This is a genomic window from Flavobacterium sp. 245 (genome assembly GCF_004362055.1).
Classification (GTDB): domain Bacteria; phylum Bacteroidota; class Bacteroidia; order Flavobacteriales; family Flavobacteriaceae; genus Flavobacterium.
The window spans coordinates 433433-451077 of sequence record NZ_SNXB01000004.1 but is presented as its reverse complement, the minus strand read 5'-3'; the positions used below and the strand labels follow the sequence as shown (position 1 = coordinate 451077).

Here is a 17645-nt window from a genome sequence, read left to right as displayed (position 1 = left end):
CAATCTGTTAAAGTTGTTGTTCACATTAAATTTTAATTGTGATAATTTTTGTTTCTCATAATTAAAATTAAGAGTTTTTCGAGCTTTTTAACTTGTTGATTATTGGGGAGTTAAATTATGATTGTTACTTGTTAATGCATTTTGTTGCATTAAAATGCGTTTTTTAAGAATATTTTTAATGTTTTTTCTTATAAAAACGCATTTAAATGAAAGAAAATGTTAAATTGCAACCTTACGAACCAATTTATTAACCATTTTTTTAACTAAAATTTATGAAACAAAAGAATTTTATCTTTTCATTCGTTTTGTTCTTATTTGCTTCGAGCATTTTGTTTGCGCAAAAAATAACGGTAAAAGGAACAGTAACAGATGAGACAGGAATGCCTATGCCAGGAGTTAACATTCAAGAAGAGGGAGGCTCAGGCGGAACTACGACTGGATTTGACGGAGATTATCAAATTAGTGCCAATAAAGGTTCTGTTTTAGTCTTTTCATATATCGGGTTCAAATCAACGAAAGCTACTGTAGCTGCTACAACATTAAATGTAAAGATGCTTTCTGATGCAAAAGAGCTTGACGGAGTTGTAGTAACTGCTTTGGGTCTAAAGAGAAGTGAAAAATCACTTGGTTATGCTACGCAAAAAGTAAGAGTTGCAGATGTTGTAACGGTGAGAGAAACAGATATTAATAATGCTTTGGCTGGAAAAATTGCAGGTGTTCAATTTCAAGGTTCTCCAAGCGGGGATTTTAGAACCTCTTTGCTTAGACTTCGTGGAGACACGGGAGTATTGTATGTGGTTGATAACATCAAAGTAAGCGCTATTAGTGATATTAACCCAGAAAGTATCGAAAGTATCAATACTTTGAAAGGTTTGTCTGCAACAGCACTTTACGGACCAGAAGGTAGAAATGGTGCAATTGTAATTACAACAAAAAGAGGAAAAAAAGGCACTGCAACAGTAGAGTTTAATGTAAGTTCTTCATTAGAAAATGCTTATGGTTTGCCTGAATTTCAAAATGAGTACGGTGGAGGTTATTCTCAAACTTTTCCAAAATATACTTTTAATGCAGCAACAGATCCAGCATCTTTCGCCGCTTTTAATGGTCAAGAAATTGTAGATTATACTGCTGACGAAAGTTGGGGGCCAAGAATGAATGGTCAAATGGTACGTGCTTGGAATAGCTGGGAAGAAGGTACTCCAGAATTTGGAAAACTAACTCCTTTTTCTCCAAACAAAAACAATGTTAAAGATTTTTACAATACTGGAGTTACCAAAAGATCTAGTTTATCTGCTAGTAAAGGTGGTGAAGATTATTCTATAAACTTTGGTATCACTAGAACAGATAAAGAAGGTATTGTACCAAATACAGCTAGAACCCAATATGATGTAAATCTTACTATGGAGGCTAGTTTGAGTAAGAAATTCAAAGTATTTTCAACTGTTTTATTTCAAGATAGACAAACTACAGGATATAATGATAAAAATTTAATCTTGCCAGCGGTTGCAAGTTTGAGGCAATGGTTTCAAAGACAACTAAACATGGACGATTTAAGAAATTATCGTATGAATGGTAAAATTGTCACTTGGAACAGAACCAGTCCAACAAATGGAAAATCTATAGGTTGGAATTCGCCATTTTTTGATCAATACGAGCAACCAAACAACGAAGAACAAAAATCATTCAATGGTAAAATTGGCGGTTCTTATCAAATTATTGATGATTTGGCAGCTACTGTAGAGCTTAGAAAAACATATATTGGAAACAATTATTATGATATCTACAAAGCTTGGGGTGGTGCGGAGGTTCCTGCTTATGAGGAAAGTCTTCAAATCACTAATAAAGATGAAATTTCAGGTATTTTAAATTATAAAAAGAAAATCAACAAATTTGATATAACAGGAAATTTAGGTTTCGAATATCAATTTTACGATAGAACATACATGAACAGTAGTACTGTTGGAGGCTTAGTTTCAGAAGGATTCTACAGCATCAGTACTTCTGTAGGAACGCCGCTTATCGATAATAAAAGATACAGAACAAAAAATCGGGCCTATTTTTTAACAGCTTCTGTAGGTTATGATGATTTCTTGTATGTTGATGGTTCTTATCGTAATGATTTTGCTTCTACTGCAGATGTAAACGATAATAAATTAGCTACTTATGGTATTTCTGGAAGTTTCGTTTTCTCTAAATTTATTCCAGAAAATAACGTTTTCACATTTGGTAAAATAAGAGCTGGTTATGCAATGGCACCTCAATTTCCTGGAGTTTATTTGACAAACCCTATTTACGGAATCGGAACGGCTTATGGTACTTATCCAACTTCATCAACACAATCAACACCTAGTAACCCAAGGCTGAAAGGTGGAAATCGTGAAGAAAAAGAATATGGTATAGATTTGAAATTCTTTAATAATAGACTTTCATTAGATGTTTCTTATTTTGACAGATTGGATAATGAATTACCATATAGAGTAGATTTGGATGCTTCAACAGGAATTGGTGGCGTTTTTCTAAACGGAGGAAAACAAACTTACAAAGGTTTTGAAATTGCATTATCTGGAACACCAATTAAAACAGATAAATTTGAATGGAATATTGGTGCAAACTATGCAACTCTTGACAGACAAGTACTAGCTATTGCTCCAGGAATTACAAGAAATATTATTCAGTCTGGAAACTCAAACATGGGTAACGTTCAGTTGGTTGAGCAAGTAGGTGAAAAATGGGGATCTATTTACGGAAGTAGAATTGCAAGAGATGAAAACGGAAAACCAAAATTAACTACTGCAGGAGCATACGTTAGAGAATTAGGTGTATTTTTAGGTAATGTTTTGCCAAACTATACAGGAGGGCTCACCACTTCATTTAAATACAAAAATTTTGATTTAAGTTTAGGATTTGATTTCCAGGAAGGTGGTAAATACTATTCTGTGTCTAACTCATTGGTTAATAGAACAGGAGTGGGTATTGAAACGGTTGGTGACAATGATTTAGGAAATCCCAAAAGAGATCCTATCGTAAACGCTACTACTGGCGCAAGTATTGCTACAGGTGCAATGCTAAATGCTGCAGTAACTCCAACTTCAGGAGGACTTTTGGTAAAAGGTGTAGATAGTACAACTGGTGCTGATGTTGCTTATCGTGTGAGTACTAGAACATATTGGTCAAACATTAGAGCAATTACTGAACCTTTCTTAGAAGATGCCTCGTATGTAAAATTAAGAACGCTTAGAGTTGGATATACTTTGGAAAGAAGCACTTTGCAAAAAACACCTTTCCAGAAAATTAATATTGCTGTTTATGCGAATAATCTTTGGCTGATTTATGCCGCAAATCGTGACATAGATCCATCTGAACTTCAATCGTATAATACATCAACTACACCATTTATAGAAACGGCTCAATTGCCAAACTCTAGATCTATTGGTTTAAATGTTGTTTTAACTTTATAATTATGAAAATGAAAAAAATAGTAATAACCTCAATTTTAGCACTAATAACTGCTTTGGTGTCAGTTTCTTGTGATAATGCTGACTTTGGCGATACCAACTTAAACCCAAATTATCCTAGTATCGCAAATACAGCTTCGTTACTTACAGGAGCCGAAAGATCAATGTCGCCTATTCTTACTGCAACTGAGCCGCTTTGTTATGTGCAGTATATCACAAATGGGCAATATCCTAAGGAAACGATTTATGATGTAGTAAATTTTGAATATACCAGCAATTATGTATCTATTCTAAACAACTTACAAGCTGTTATAAATTTAAACAAAGATGCTGCAACAGCTGGAGCAGCGTTAGCTAATGGTTCAAACAATAACCAAATTGCTGTAGCAATGATTTTGAAAGCTTATGTTTTTCAGCATATCACAGATCGTTGGGGAATGGTACCCTATACTGGAGCTTTACAAGGGTTAGATAATGCATTTCCGAAATTTGATACACAAGAAGCTATTTATGATGGATTGTTTAAAGATCTTACTGATGCAGTAGCACTTATGGATGCTGGTGCAGGACCAAAAGGTGATGTGATTTTCACCACAAAAGCGACTCAGATGTCTGAATGGAAACGTTTTGCAAATACTTTAAAGTTAAACATGGCGATGCGCTTATCAAAAAGATTTCCAGCTGCTGGAGGTTATGCTGCAACAAAATTTGTCGAGGCTTTAAACGCTGGAACTATTGCTTCAAATGCACAAAACTTTACATATCCTTATATTACTGATGAGGCTTATGATAATCCTTGGGAAGACCGTTTTGAAACTAGAACAGACTATTTAGTAAGTGAGCCTTTTGTAAATTTATTGATTGGTACAGGAACAAATCTTGCGCCACAAGATCCAAGATTGGCAAAATTTGCAGAAAAAGCGGCTAACGGTGGTGGAATTTACAAAGGTGGTCTTACTTCGGCTGTAGGAAATACAACCGTTGCAAATTATTCTTTTATAACGAATACTATTATCAAAAATAAAACTGCTCCTGCATTTTTCTATACTTATGCGCAAGTTTCTTTTGCTAAAGCTGAAGCTGCATCTTTAGGATGGATTCCGGGCTCAGCAGCAACTTTTTATGCTGAAGGTATTAGAGCTTCTATGGCACAATGGGGCGTTGCAACTGCGACGGCTGATGCTTATGTTTTGCAATTTCCTTACGTAAATTTAAAATCTATTGCTTACCAAAAACACATTGCTTTGTATATGCAAGGTTATGAAGGATGGAATGAATGGAGAAGATTTGGAAATGATGCTGTTGCTCTAACTGTTCCTGCAGGAGCGATTGGTTCTGCTACAATTCCGCAAAGACAAGCGTACGGAGCGAGTGTAAAAACATTGAATTTAGAAAATTACAATGCTGCAATCGCTACTCAAGGAGCTGACAAAATGGAAACAAAGGTTTGGTGGGCAAATTAATTTAGTGACTATAATTAAAAATAAAAAAGAGGAAATCTCACTATGAGATTTCCTCTTTTTTATTTTATAATTTGAAATAATTTCGAAATTAATGCGCATTTAATACCTCAATAATTTTATCTAAATCTTCTTTAATATGATTAGCAGTAATCACAATTCGATTTAATGGCTCGGCATCTTTGGTATATTTAAAACTGGCAATAATTATCTTTTCAGATTTTAATTTTTCAACTAAGTCATTTGATAAAAGGTAAATTAACGGATAGTTTTTATCAAATTTAATAGTACTATTTTTGATTAAAATCGAATCAATATAACTCAAATTCTCTTTAAGTTTTTGATACTGCTTTTTATAAATTTCCGAAGCATCAGAAAGCGTCTGTACAAATGCAGGATTCATCCCACCGGCGCTTGTAAAAACTTCCATTTCTTTTATTTGAGTAATGAATTCAGCATCACTTGCGATAACGCCGCCCGTTAAACCAAAAGCTTTTCCTAACGACGAAACCATTATTTTCCTTTTAATCGGATATTGAATCGAAGCATAAATTCCTGAACCATTTCTACCAACAATTCCTAATGAGTGCGATTCATCAACAATTAATGTGATTTCTTTATGATTCGGAATCTGTTCTAGAAAAGAGAAATCAACAGGTTTTATTTCAAAAGAAGGAATTCCATCAGTCAGAATGGTAATTTTTTCCGATTTTGAATCTAATAAACGATTGTTGAGCTTGCTATTTTCAAATAGAGGAAGACTGTTTTCTGTTTTGATCGCGGCATGAATATCATTAAAATGAAAAAAGCAATCTGTTTGTTTTTTCATTAAATCTACAACCAGTTTTCCGGCAAGCATTCCTGAAGAAGCCGTAACGGTACTTTCTGCATCAATGTGAGAAGCTAAAAATTTTTCGCCTGCATCATAAGCCGTTAATTGGATATTAGCCGTTCTCGAACTTCCGTAAGTAGTTCCCCATTTTAGAATGTTTTTTATCACAAGATCTTGAAATTCTTTGTTTGTTGGAAGCCCCAAATATGCAGTTCCGCCAAAATACAAATACTGTTCTTGGTCAATTTCAATAATTCGATCAGGAAATTTTTCGACTTTCATTTTTATAGAAGTGTAACTCCGGTTCCGTTAAGATTAGAATAATGTATAACACCGTCTTTTATAGTTACTCCTGTTGCAATATCTTCAGACAGAAGAAGTGCGCCGTCCATATCAACATAATCCAGTTGAGGCAGTAAATGAGCAATAGCAGAAATTCCTACTGTCGATTCGGTCATACAGCCCACCATAGTTTTTAAGCCTAATTTTTTGGCTTCTTCAATCATTCGTTTTCCTGGAGTTAAGCCACCGCATTTTACCAGTTTTACATTTACACCATGAAAATGATTGAAACATTTGGCAACATCTTCCTCGATAATACAGCTTTCATCAGCAATTACGGGAAGTACCGAATGTTTAAAAACTTCTTTATGTCCTTCCCAATTGTCAGCTTTCATAGGCTGTTCTAAGAATTCGACACCTAGTTTTTTTAGTTCAACAGCGTTATTAATTGTTTCTTCAACACCCCAGCCACAGTTGGCATCAATTCTAAAAATAGCATCAGTATGCTTGCGAAGTTCTTTGACAATCGCAATATCTTCTTTGGTTCCTAATTTGATTTTATAAATAGGCCAAGGAAGTTCCTGCATTTTTGAAACCATTTTTTCGATAGAAGCAATTCCGATCGTATAATCGGTCAGCGGATTTTTTTCAGTGCTATAATTCCACAAATCGTAAAGTTTTTTGCCTTTTATTCGGGCATATAAATCGTTATAAGCCAAATCAAGTGCGCATAAAGCAAACATATCGTCTTTTAAATACGGATGAATTTTAGACCAAAAAACATCAGGAGTTTCAATCTCTGAATTTTCAATAATCGATCTGATTTTTTCCAAATCTTCCATCATCATTGAAACTGTCGTTTTATAGTATGGATTTGAAGTGGCTTCACCAAAACCAGAATAACCATTGCTTTGTAATTCAACAATTAAAGAAGGCTGAAAATCAATAGATTCTCTTGAAATCGTGAAAGTATGTTTTAGTTTTAAGTTATACTCTCTTAAAATTAGTTTCATAATTTATGCTGTTTTTTATTTTTTTGCTCAATAACCAAGCCAAAGAACTGCTTTTACAAAGCCATCTCGCCAAAGTTTTTCGTTATGTTCGCCGCCTTTTACAATTTTTGTTTTGCTGAGATGAAGACAGTAACAACGATTTTTATCTAATAAACGTTCCATTTTTTCCAGATCTTTTACCATTTCGTCACTTTCTTTGTCGCCACATAAAAAGTAAAATCGGGTTTTGATTTTTGGCGACTTTTCTGTAAAAGTGTAAATTTCATTTGAAAACCAAAACGAAGGTGAAAAAACGCCTGCGTTTCCAAAAACTTGAGGGTATTTTACGGCTGCATAGTAGGAAACCAAACCGCCAAGAGAACTTCCCATGATAGTAGTATTTTTGGCTTTTGTTTTAGTTCTGTAATTTTTGTCGATATAGGGTTTTAATGTATTTACAATAAAATCAACATAATCATCAGCTTTTCCGCCTCCATATTTTTCGTTTTTATAAGGCGTCAGTTCGTCCATTCTTTTTTCATTTCCATGCTCAATTCCAACGACTATTACAGGCGCTTTCAAACTATCTAGTTTTTCATCTACATTCCATTCGCCGACAAAAGATGTTTTGGCATCAAATAAATTCTGGGCATCATGCATATAGATTACGCTATATTTTTTTTTGACAGAAGTCGAGTAGCCTTCGGGAAGATAAAGCCAGATTTTTTTAGTGGTTTTAAGTTGTGGCGATTCAATAGTAAAAGTGGATACGTTTTTAGATGCTGTGCTTTCCTGTGCATTTCCGATAGTAGCCAGCGACAATAGAATAAAAAAGAAGAATCCTCGAATCATTAGTTATTGTGTTTTAGATTTAAAGTAATATTTTAGCTAAAAATAACAAATTTGATGAATACCGAAGAAGAAAAAATTGGTTTACTTTTAGAAATGATTGCTTTCTCAACAGTTGATGGGCAATTGCATAAACGCGAACTGGAATTTTTGTGGAAAGTTGCTCAGGAACTTAATGTTAAGCAAGACCTTTTTCAGGATTTATTTCATCAGGAACATACAGTAAAAGTAATAAAATCTGAATTTCAGCGTATTCAGCAATTTTACAGATTAGCTCTGATTATGCATTGCGACGGCATTTTGCACGAAAAAGAATCAAAAGCAATTTATCAGATTGCACTTGAAATGGGATTAAATCCAACTGCCGTAAAGCGAGTTTTAGAATTGATGAAAAATGCACCAAATGCAATGATTGATCCTAAAATATTATTGAGGGTTTTTCAGGAACAGCACAATTAAGGCAGTTGTTCCTGAAGTTTTTTAATATCGTCACGAAGCTTGGCGGCCTGCATAAAATCTAGTTCTTTTGCTGCTTTTTCCATTGATTTTCGTTTTTCGCGAATCAGTTTTTCTAAATCAGTTTTTGACATATAAGCCGTTTCTGGTTCGGCTGCAACTGATAAAGTATGTCCTAATTCATATTCTACCAAAGGATTTTTTGTAAACGCGCTGTCGATTTTTTTGTTTAGAGCCTGAGGCGTAATGTTATTTTCTGTGTTGAAATTTATTTGTTTTGTTCGTCGATAATTTGTTTCATCTATAGTTTTTTGCATGCTTCCGGTCATTTTATCGGCATATAAAATGGCTTTACCGTTTAAATTTCTTGCAGCACGTCCAATAGTTTGTGTTAAAGATCTATGATTTCTTAAAAAACCTTCTTTGTCAGCATCGAGAATGGCAACAAGCGAAACTTCGGGTAAATCTAGACCTTCACGAAGTAAGTTGACACCAATCAAAACATCAAAAATACCTTTTCGTAAATCTTGCATAATTTCAATACGTTCTAATGTATCAACTTCAGAATGAATATAGCGACAACGAACACCTACTTTGGTTAAATATTTGGCCAATTCTTCGGCCATCCTTTTGGTCAAAGTTGTTACTAAAACACGTTCATCTAATTCGCATCGAACCTGAATTTCTTCAATCAGATCATCAATCTGATTTAAACTCGGACGAACTTCAATAATTGGATCTAATAGACCGGTTGGACGAATAATTTGTTCTACATAAATTCCGTCAGATTTCTGTAATTCATAATCGGCAGGAGTTGCCGAAACGTAAATTACCTGATTTTGAAGTGCTTCAAATTCTTCAAATTTCAAAGGCCTGTTATCCATTGCGGCAGGTAACCTGAAACCATATTCAACTAGATTTTCTTTACGGCTGCGGTCACCTCCGTACATGGCATGAACCTGCGAAACGGTAACGTGGCTTTCATCAACAACCATTAAAAAATCGCTCGGAAAATAATCTAATAAACAGAAAGGTCTCGTGCCGGCTTGTCTTCCATCAAGATAGCGGGAATAATTTTCAATTCCGGAGCAGTATCCTAATTCGCGAATCATTTCTAAATCAAAATTGGTTCGTTCTTCCAAACGTTTGGCTTCTAGATGTTTTCCTATTTCTTTGAAATAATCAACTTGTTTTACCAAATCCTGCTGAATTTCCCAGATTGCGCCTTGCAGAACTTCTGGCGAAGTCACAAACATATTGGCTGGATAAATAGTCAGCCTTTTAAATTTTTCAATTACTTGTGAAGTTTTAGCATCAAATGCTTCAATTTCTTCAATTTCATCTCCAAAGAAATGAATTCGATACGCATCATCAGCATAACTTGGATATACTTCGACAGTATCGCCTTTAATTCTGAAAGTGCCCGGATTAAAATCGGCTTCTGTTCTGGCGTATAAACTTTGAACCAGACTATGTAATAATTTTGTTCTCGAAATAACCTGATCTCGGGCAATCTCAATCACGTTTTTCTTAAATTCAACTGGATTTCCAATACCGTACAAACAAGAAACCGAGGCAACAACCAAAATATCTCTTCGTCCTGAAAGCAGGGAAGAAGTGGTGCTTAATCGCATCTTTTCAAGCTCTTCATTGATAGATAAATCTTTCTCAATGAAAACTCCCGTTACGGGCATAAACGCTTCCGGCTGGTAATAGTCGTAATACGAAACAAAGTATTCAACAGCATTATTTGGGAAAAACTGCTTGAATTCTGAATACAACTGTGCTGCCAAAGTTTTATTGTGGGCCAAAACTAAAGTGGGGCGCTGTACTTCCTGAATAACATTAGCAACGGTAAATGTTTTACCAGATCCTGTAACTCCTAATAAAGTTTGATATTTTTCTCCGTCGACTACGCCTTGTGCCAATTTTTGTATAGCTTGTGGCTGATCTCCTTTTGGACTATATTCTGAAGATACTTGAAAATTCATTTCTTACTGATGAAAAATTAGTTTTGTAAAGATACAAAGTTTACAGGCTTTTCAAGAAAATTAATAATCGCATCATTCGTAAATTTTGATTGATCGATACTTAAAAAATGACCAGCATCTGTAATCATTATTGTTTTGCTGTTCGTTAAATGTTTTTTTGCCCGTTCTAAACTTTCATCAGAATTTATGACGTCGTGATCACCAATCAAGACTAAAACAGGATTTTTTATCGACTCTAATTCAGTATCTGAAAAGGGCGTCATTTTGAGCATGCTTGAGTTGGATTTAGCATATTTATTGGCTAAATAAAATTGTCTGTTATAGATAGGGCTAATTTTTTCTGGATGCGTCGAAAATGTTTTTAATGTTTTGCTGAATTTCTTTTCACTAGGAAAAAGTTTTAAAAGTAAAGCCGATGATGTTTTTCTTGGCTTATCTATAAATTTAAAAGTCTGCGCTGGACTCAGCAGAACAATTTTATCAATTGAATTGTTTTTTTGAACGGCTAATAATGTCGCAATCCAGCCTCCGCGCGAAGCACCGACAATATCAAATTTCTTTAATTTGTAATGATCGAAAATTTCATTGTACAAGGCAACAATTTCTTCTGATGAAAGTGGTTTTGCAGTTAAAGTAGATTTGTTGGGTTCCATTAAAAAATCGATGGCATAAACGCGATGATTTTTGGCCAAAACTTTAATATTAGGATACCACATGGTAGAACTGGCATCCATTCCGTGAAGAAGCACTAGGTCTTTTCCGTTTTTTGGTCCGGCAATTACAACGTGGGCAGTTCCAAAACTAGTTTTTACATTTTCTTCTGTCAAAGGAATTTGCCAAAGTTTAAGGGCTTTATCGTAAGCGACAGTGTAATTTTGTTTGTCGCTTTTTGTTTTAAAAACGTAATCTTCAAATTTAGTTTTTTTTGAAGAAGCACAGCCTGCGAGAAATAAAATAAGGAATAAACCAACAAATGTTTTTGAAGTACTCATAAAATTTAATTTACTTTAAAGGTACGACAATCTAAATTCGAAGAAGTTTCAGAATTTTGCTCTAAAATAGCATAATTATAACTTCTAATTTTTTTTCACTGTCAGATGATAAACCTGTACAAAAGCTAAAATTGCATTCGGAATGATTACAGGCAAAAGCCATTGATTAAAATCGCGGTAATCTTTTAAGAAGATGCCATAAATTACAAAACAGATACAGCCAAACATATTAATAAATCGGATTGTTCTGAGATCTTTCAGCAAAAAAACTCCAACAATAAAAACGGATGCTAGGTAACCAATATACTCTGCCATGTCTTTGATATTAAATGAATTAGAATCAAATCTACCAAAAGCAAATTATAAAATCAAGTTTTGATCTTGAAAATCAGTATTTTAGATTTTCCAGGATTTTTGCTGTGCTTCACTTAAAAAAGTCCACGCTACAATTCGGCTTGTTTTTTGACCTTGAGCCATATCGATAGTTTTGATTGAAGCTGCGTTTACTTTATTTAGTATTTTGTAAATGCTGGAAAGATTTTCCTTTTTAGAAACCAAAGTGGTAAACCATTGACATTGCATCGCGTATTTAGCACTTTCGTAAATCATTTGAGTTACAAAACCAATTTCACCGCCGTCACACCATAATTCAGCGTTATGACCTCCAAAATTTAAAACCGGATTTGTTTTTTTCTTCTCTTTCGGATTCAAGTTTGAAACTTTACGAACCGTGCTTTGATTTGCATCTTCTGCAGAAGCATGAAAAGGAGGATTGCACATTGTGAAAGTAAAACGATCTTCTGGAGTAATAATGTTTTTGAAAATAAAGCGAGATTCAGTTTGTTGTTGTAAACTGATTGCATCTATTAATTTAGGGTTTTCTTCAATGATTTTTGCGCAGTTTTGAATTGCTTTAAGATCAATATCAGTTCCCACAAAACTCCAGTCGTAAATTGTATTTCCTAAAATAGGGTAGATGCAATTAGCACCCGTTCCGATATCTAAACCTAAAACAGAAGAACCAGTTGGAATAACTCCGTTGTTTGTTGCAGCTAATAAATCGGCTAGATAATGAATATAATCTGTTCTTCCTGGAATTGGCGGACAAAGATAATTTTTCGGAATATCCCAGTTTTGAATATTGTAATAGGTTTGTAATAAGGCTTTGTTAAGCGCTTTTACGGCATCTGGATTACTGAAATCAATTGTTTCAATTCCGTGAGGATTTATTGCAACATACTTTTTAAGTTCAGGACAATTCGTGATAAGAAGTTCGAAATCATAACGCGAACGATGAAGATTTCTTGGGTGTAAATTGTCTTTTTGTGAATTATCGTTCGGTTTCATTTTTATAGATTTCGTGCAAAGATAGGTATTCCTTTTTTGGAAAGAGCTTAACTAATTTTTATGCTTTTTTATTCAGATTTGCTATCCGATGGATAGGGAAGAGGCGAGCCACCCAAGCGACAGCGAATAGACGAAGTAAATCATCCTAATTACAAGAGCATTTTTCATTAAGATAATTGCTTAAATCAGTTGTAGGAGCTGTTCGTGATATTTTTTACCAATTTGGTTTGTCGTATGTCATTCCTTCTATTTTAATTTTTTTATAAATTTTCGGATTAAGGTTTGCTCTAAAAACAGATATTTCATTAATTTTTTTTCTAATTGCTTTTTCTGAATACCCAAGACAGAGGTCTGTTCTTGGATTTTCGTTTAACAAAATTAAGTCACTATTTTCATCAATAATTCCAAATTCCAATTGGTCTGAACCTGCATTAATATCCGTGTAAATTTGAAGTTTAACTACATTGCCTTTAATTTTAAAATACCCAACAATTCCATAATTCACATTATTTATCTCATCAATTTTAGGATATGTTTTTGATCCCTGCATTTTGAATTTTCCATTGGCATAAAAACGAATGTATCCGTCATTATTTTTGTACGCATCACTATCTCTGTAATAATTACTATTTGTCAAATAATATATTGCAGTTGTGTCAATTATTTTAGTGCTGGTTAGTTTTGCAGATTTTTTTTGATAACTAAATTTATAGTTTTTTGGTGGACGAGTAAATCCTTCATTATTCAGTAAATAATGTGAACAACTTGTCAATAATATTAGTAAAGTTAGTCCGAAAATTTTATTCATTTTTTTATAATATTATTTACAATGTTCTGTTACTACAGCGGGTTTGGGATTAAATTAATGCCATTCTTCAACACTATCTTTAAATTCAGCCTAAAACCCCAATCTCACTAAATGGCTTTTAGCGGATATTTTTTAACTTCCAATGTTTAACTATATAGTAATTCCAAATTCCTTTTTGTATAGTTATTTCTAATTCATAATCTTTTGGATTACGATTATAGTTTTCTCGATTCGTTTCAGAACTAACATTAAAAACTTCGGTTTGATTTTTAAATTCAAAACTCACATCTGGATTTTTTTTAGTGTAAAATCCTGTGACTTTACAAAATACTATTTCTGTCGGATTTTTTTCTGCTTCATTTTTATTTATGTAATTCCAAATTACGCCTGCAAGTTGTCCAAAACTTAAATAGGAAACCAAAATTCCTTGCAATAAATAAAACCCAATCACATATATTTTAGCGTATGTTTCTTTAAAACTTAAATATTTTTTAATTAAAAATTCTTTTCTATAAATTCCGAAAAATATTATTCCAATAATTGTCGGCAATAAAAATATATAGATTTCATATCTGTTATCGCCTCCAATCGTTTTACTTTCGATAAAAGATAAATTTACAACAGAAAAAATCATAGCGAAAATTAAAAGAGAGTAATGTATTCGCTCTGTTTTTTTTTCTTTGATTTTGAGTTTTCTCTTTTCTCTTTTGTTTTGGCTTTGTTTATCTCTCAAAAAATATTGTATTAATTATTTACTTTATAATAGGTTTTTGTTTTTTCGGTTTCTCGAAAATATCCGGTAACGTTCTTTTACTATAGCGGCACTAAATTAAGACTCATGCTAAATTAAAATTAAGCTAATTACCCAAATCAATTGTAGCAGTTTTAGAGGTTCGGGCTTTTTTCAATTGCTATTTTTAGTTTACTTATTACTAAGTTGTCTTCACTTTTGCATAAATGTCAAGACTTATAAACTTGCCATTTTTTATTTCACATTCTTTCATTGTTCCTTCGTGTTGGAAGTCCAGTTTAGCCATTGCGTTTTTACAATTCTTATTTTCTGAATCTACAAACCCTTCAATTCTATGAAGTTCTAAATTGTTAAATCCATAATTACAAATTAACGGCATTGCTTCTTTCATTATTCCGTTACCCCAAAACTCTGAAATTAACCAAAATCCTATTTCTGCTTTTTTATGTTCTTTATTTAAATTGTTTAGTCCACCTGCTCCGTAAAATGTCTTGTTGTCTGCGGAGCAAACAGCCCACCAAATTCCCGTTTCGTTTTTTTCAAGGTCAGCGAAAAAAGTCATTTGTTCTTTCGTTGCTTCCAATGTTTGAAAACTCACTCCGTAATATTTGATAATGTTTGGGTGCGAAAGTCCTTTGAAAACATTTTCAAGGTCGCTATCAACAAATTGTCGAAGTAAAAGTCTTTCGGTTTTTATTATTGGAAATTCTGTTGTCATTATACTTCTTTTCTTCAATTGATGGTTGTTTGCTTGGTCATCAAAGCTTGACCGCCAACGTTATGGCTCTTGGAGAGGTTGCGAACTTCGGAACTGATTATCTGCTGTTAAAGATAAAATTTCTTACGAAACGTAAATGTGAATTTATCACAAAATTCGCAATCTTGCCATACGGCTGTTGTGTGCTGTATTTTTATGAAACGATACAATCTGTAGACTCGAAATAAATTCCATTACTTTTGGATGAAAATTTTCCAGTTGTATCAATATTCGCTTTAATTGATTCCATTTTTACAGGACAATTATAATACTTCATTAAATAAAGCTCATAGCCATTTTTTGTTTTTTTATAAGCACCAGCTTTTATTTCTTCCGAGTCAAACCATAAATCATTTAATTTGGCAATCAAAATTGCTTCTTCAAGACTATTAATATTTCCAATGAAGTTTTTTAAGCCTTGTTCATCTGTGACGTAATTGACTTTGCCATTTTTTACATAAGCAATATATGAATAACACCAACTAGGCATACATTCATTAAAAAAGCCTTTTTTTGGATTTATTATTTTATATCTGCTCTTAATTAAACTATCACCAACATTTCTAAGAACTTTGTCTTTCCCACTTTGTAATCCCGGATTAGAAAAGACAAATTCCCAATATTGGTATTTTTCATTAGGCTCAATCTTATCAATTAATTTATTTCTATCTTGAAAATTTCTATCAATTTTTGTAAATCCTTTTTCGATATCAACATTGTATTTATGACAAGAGAAAAAAGAGAAAACTACAATTATTATGAATTTATTCATCGTTTGTGTTATTTTAATATGGTGTAAACGTACTGTTAGTCGATGTTTTTCTGATCTCAAAATGTTCTCGAACTACAGTCGGTTTAGTACTAAATTAAGCCCATTCTTCGGATTTGCCAAATGTCTCAAATACAAAATCAACTTTCAATTAAGTTAATTTCCCAGATCCTTTGTATTAGCTATTTTTTTTATTTCGAATTATACATTGGCATTTTTTATTTCTTTTTGTAGGCTCTTAGCTCTAATATTATATGTTTGATCAGATAAATAATCGTTACTATAAAAATTCCAATAAATATTGTGATTACGGTATTAGACCCGCTAAATGTACTATCACTTAAAAATAAAAAGAGGGCTTTTAATGAGAAATATAAACTAACTGTTAAAAATGCAATTGTAGAAAGTCCGGTGATAAATTTTAGATTATTTTTTTTGATAGAAATTCGAGGAAATATTAATAATAGTAAAATACTCATTATAGCAACTATAATTATTAAATAATGGTAGTAACTAAAAGTTGCTTTATGTCCATCACTTGCTTCACTAAGGATATACATAAAAAAGATACAGAATAGTACTATTCCGCTATATATTACAAAACTAATTTTATAACCTTTTTGCATTTTTGTTAGATTTCTTTATATGTAGTCGAAACTTGCCACCAACGTTGTAGAAGGTTTTACATGCAGGCCATTTGTTCATTTATCTTGAAATTAAGTTTGACCAAATTATGTTTTTCTTTTTCCGCTGTTCTATGAAGTCAAAGTCAAATTTTTTTTGATTGCTAGATACTTTCATTAAGTTGAAGCCAATTTTGAATTTTATTTCAGAAGCATTAATTCTCTGGCTTATTAATAGCCTATTTTCCACTGTTCTTGATTGTCTTGGTGCAAGTGTCAAAATTGTCGGGATATTTTTGTCGCAATCTTTTCCTTCAACTTGCAATTTATTACTATCAACCGAATAAAACTCTTGCCATGAACAAGACATGCTGTAATACTTTAATGTATCCTTAGTGTTGTTGGTCAGAGTTGTAGGGATTATCCAAAATGTTTGCTTATTTTCTTTTATAATTTTTCCTTTTTTGATTGTCAAAGCATAATTCTCTTTTTTTGCAGTTTGAGAAAAAGTCAAATAATTAAAAAGCAAAACCGCTATTGTCAATATTATTCTTGTCATTTTTACTTCATTCAAAATCATCAGCCCATTTTACAATATCAGTATTATGAGTTGAAAATATTATGGTCGCACTGTCACCAACGTTGTAATTTTTAGGATCTAAATCGTTAGTGTATTTTTTTCCATCCAAATAGAACTCGAAAAATGCATATCGACTTCCCTTTCCTTTGTAATGAATGTCATAAATCCTCACTTTTTGTAGACGCCCAAAGTTTTTTAATTGTTCTTTTTCGTATTTATTTAGAAAAGTAAATAAACCATATGCAGTACTTCCAAATATTATTAATGACAAAGAACAGTAAATTGTATTTATAACTTTTACTTTAGAAAAACCAATTGTTTCTTTTAGAATTTGATATTTTTTTGGGTTAGAAAGCGTTGTGAAATCAAAGTCTGTTTTGGTTGAAATAATAATTCTTGTTAATGAAACACCTAAAAGAAAGGAACCAAACGCAATAATGAAATAGCCAATAATGCCTAAATATTTTGCACCATCGTGTGTCCACCAAACTTTATAAAGAATGAAAACACCAATTAAAATTAGTAGGGAATTAAGTATTGAATATTTTATTGCTTGTCTTTTGGTCATTATTATGTTTTAGTTGCTCGACGGTTACCGTTAACGTTCTGGCGCTAAAGCGGGTTTGGCACTAAATTAAGCACTATTTTTTGGATTTGCTAAATTATTACAAATACAAAACCAAGTTTCCATTAAACCTATT

General features: G+C 32.8%; 16 protein-coding genes. 3 read left to right on the top strand and 13 right to left on the bottom strand.

Annotated features, from left to right (window positions below; genetic code table 11):
* The first annotated feature begins 272 nt into the window (after nucleotides 1–272).
* On the top strand, nucleotides 273–3458 hold the full coding sequence (locus EV145_RS10770; protein ID WP_133525224.1) for a SusC/RagA family TonB-linked outer membrane protein: 3186 nt from the start codon (nucleotides 273–275) through the stop codon (nucleotides 3456–3458).
* 8 nt (nucleotides 3459–3466) lie between these two features.
* Nucleotides 3467–4918, top strand: a complete 1452-nt coding sequence (locus tag EV145_RS10765; protein ID WP_166638437.1) for a SusD/RagB family nutrient-binding outer membrane lipoprotein — start codon at nucleotides 3467–3469, stop codon at nucleotides 4916–4918.
* An 88-nt stretch (nucleotides 4919–5006) separates the two neighbouring features.
* Here EV145_RS10765 and EV145_RS10760 read toward each other — a convergent pair whose 3' ends face one another.
* From EV145_RS10760 to EV145_RS10750, 3 genes are read right to left on the bottom strand one after another with little or no spacing between them, the layout of a single operon-like run.
* A complete protein-coding gene (locus tag EV145_RS10760) occupies nucleotides 5007–6029 on the bottom strand; it encodes an aminotransferase class I/II-fold pyridoxal phosphate-dependent enzyme (RefSeq protein ID WP_133525222.1) in 1023 nt (340 codons plus the stop codon).
* Nucleotides 6030–6031: 2 nt separating this feature from the next.
* Nucleotides 6032–7042, bottom strand: a complete 1011-nt coding sequence (locus EV145_RS10755) for a dipeptide epimerase (RefSeq protein ID WP_133525221.1) — start codon at nucleotides 7040–7042, stop codon at nucleotides 6032–6034.
* Nucleotides 7043–7069: 27 nt separating this feature from the next.
* Nucleotides 7070–7873 carry an alpha/beta hydrolase gene (locus tag EV145_RS10750; RefSeq protein ID WP_133525220.1) on the bottom strand — a complete coding sequence of 268 codons (804 nt, stop codon included), beginning with the start codon at nucleotides 7871–7873 and terminating at the stop codon, nucleotides 7070–7072.
* A 54-nt stretch (nucleotides 7874–7927) separates the two neighbouring features.
* Between EV145_RS10750 and EV145_RS10745 the strand changes: the two genes are divergently transcribed.
* Entirely contained in the window at nucleotides 7928–8329 is a 402-nt protein-coding gene (locus EV145_RS10745) for an excinuclease ABC subunit B (RefSeq protein ID WP_133525219.1), read from the top strand.
* On the opposite strand, the gene uvrB is transcribed toward EV145_RS10745, so the two are convergent.
* The 10 genes from uvrB to EV145_RS10695 form a co-directional block, all read right to left on the bottom strand.
* Nucleotides 8326–10317 carry an excinuclease ABC subunit UvrB gene (gene uvrB / locus EV145_RS10740; RefSeq protein ID WP_133525218.1) on the bottom strand — a complete coding sequence of 664 codons (1992 nt, stop codon included), beginning with the start codon at nucleotides 10315–10317 and terminating at the stop codon, nucleotides 8326–8328. The genes EV145_RS10745 and uvrB overlap by 4 nt on opposite strands.
* Nucleotides 10318–10334: 17 nt before the next feature.
* Nucleotides 10335–11309: an alpha/beta fold hydrolase gene (locus EV145_RS10735; protein ID WP_133525217.1), complete on the bottom strand. Its 975-nt coding sequence runs from the start codon at nucleotides 11307–11309 to the stop codon at nucleotides 10335–10337.
* An 84-nt stretch (nucleotides 11310–11393) separates the two neighbouring features.
* Nucleotides 11394–11624, bottom strand: a complete 231-nt coding sequence (locus tag EV145_RS10730) for a uroporphyrinogen decarboxylase (RefSeq protein WP_133525216.1) — start codon at nucleotides 11622–11624, stop codon at nucleotides 11394–11396.
* 81 nt (nucleotides 11625–11705) lie between these two features.
* Nucleotides 11706–12656, bottom strand: coding sequence for a 23S rRNA (adenine(1618)-N(6))-methyltransferase RlmF (gene rlmF, locus EV145_RS10725; protein WP_133525215.1), 951 nt, complete (start codon nucleotides 12654–12656; stop codon nucleotides 11706–11708).
* Nucleotides 12657–12870: 214 nt separating this feature from the next.
* Nucleotides 12871–13464: a hypothetical protein gene (locus EV145_RS10720; protein WP_133525214.1), complete on the bottom strand. Its 594-nt coding sequence runs from the start codon at nucleotides 13462–13464 to the stop codon at nucleotides 12871–12873.
* A 118-nt stretch (nucleotides 13465–13582) separates the two neighbouring features.
* Nucleotides 13583–14197 carry a hypothetical protein gene (locus EV145_RS10715; protein WP_133525213.1) on the bottom strand — a complete coding sequence of 205 codons (615 nt, stop codon included), beginning with the start codon at nucleotides 14195–14197 and terminating at the stop codon, nucleotides 13583–13585.
* A 199-nt stretch (nucleotides 14198–14396) separates the two neighbouring features.
* The gene (locus EV145_RS10710) at nucleotides 14397–14933 is read right to left on the bottom strand and encodes a GNAT family N-acetyltransferase (protein WP_133525212.1); all 537 of its coding nucleotides are present in this window, start codon (nucleotides 14931–14933) and stop codon (nucleotides 14397–14399) included.
* Between the two features lie 193 nt (nucleotides 14934–15126).
* On the bottom strand, nucleotides 15127–15744 hold the full coding sequence (locus EV145_RS10705; protein ID WP_133525211.1) for a hypothetical protein: 618 nt from the start codon (nucleotides 15742–15744) through the stop codon (nucleotides 15127–15129).
* A 702-nt stretch (nucleotides 15745–16446) separates the two neighbouring features.
* Nucleotides 16447–16923 carry a hypothetical protein gene (locus EV145_RS10700; RefSeq protein WP_133525210.1) on the bottom strand — a complete coding sequence of 159 codons (477 nt, stop codon included), beginning with the start codon at nucleotides 16921–16923 and terminating at the stop codon, nucleotides 16447–16449.
* 7 nt (nucleotides 16924–16930) lie between these two features.
* Entirely contained in the window at nucleotides 16931–17512 is a 582-nt protein-coding gene (locus EV145_RS10695; RefSeq protein WP_133525209.1) for a hypothetical protein, read from the bottom strand.
* Between the last annotated feature and the right edge of the window lie 133 nt (nucleotides 17513–17645).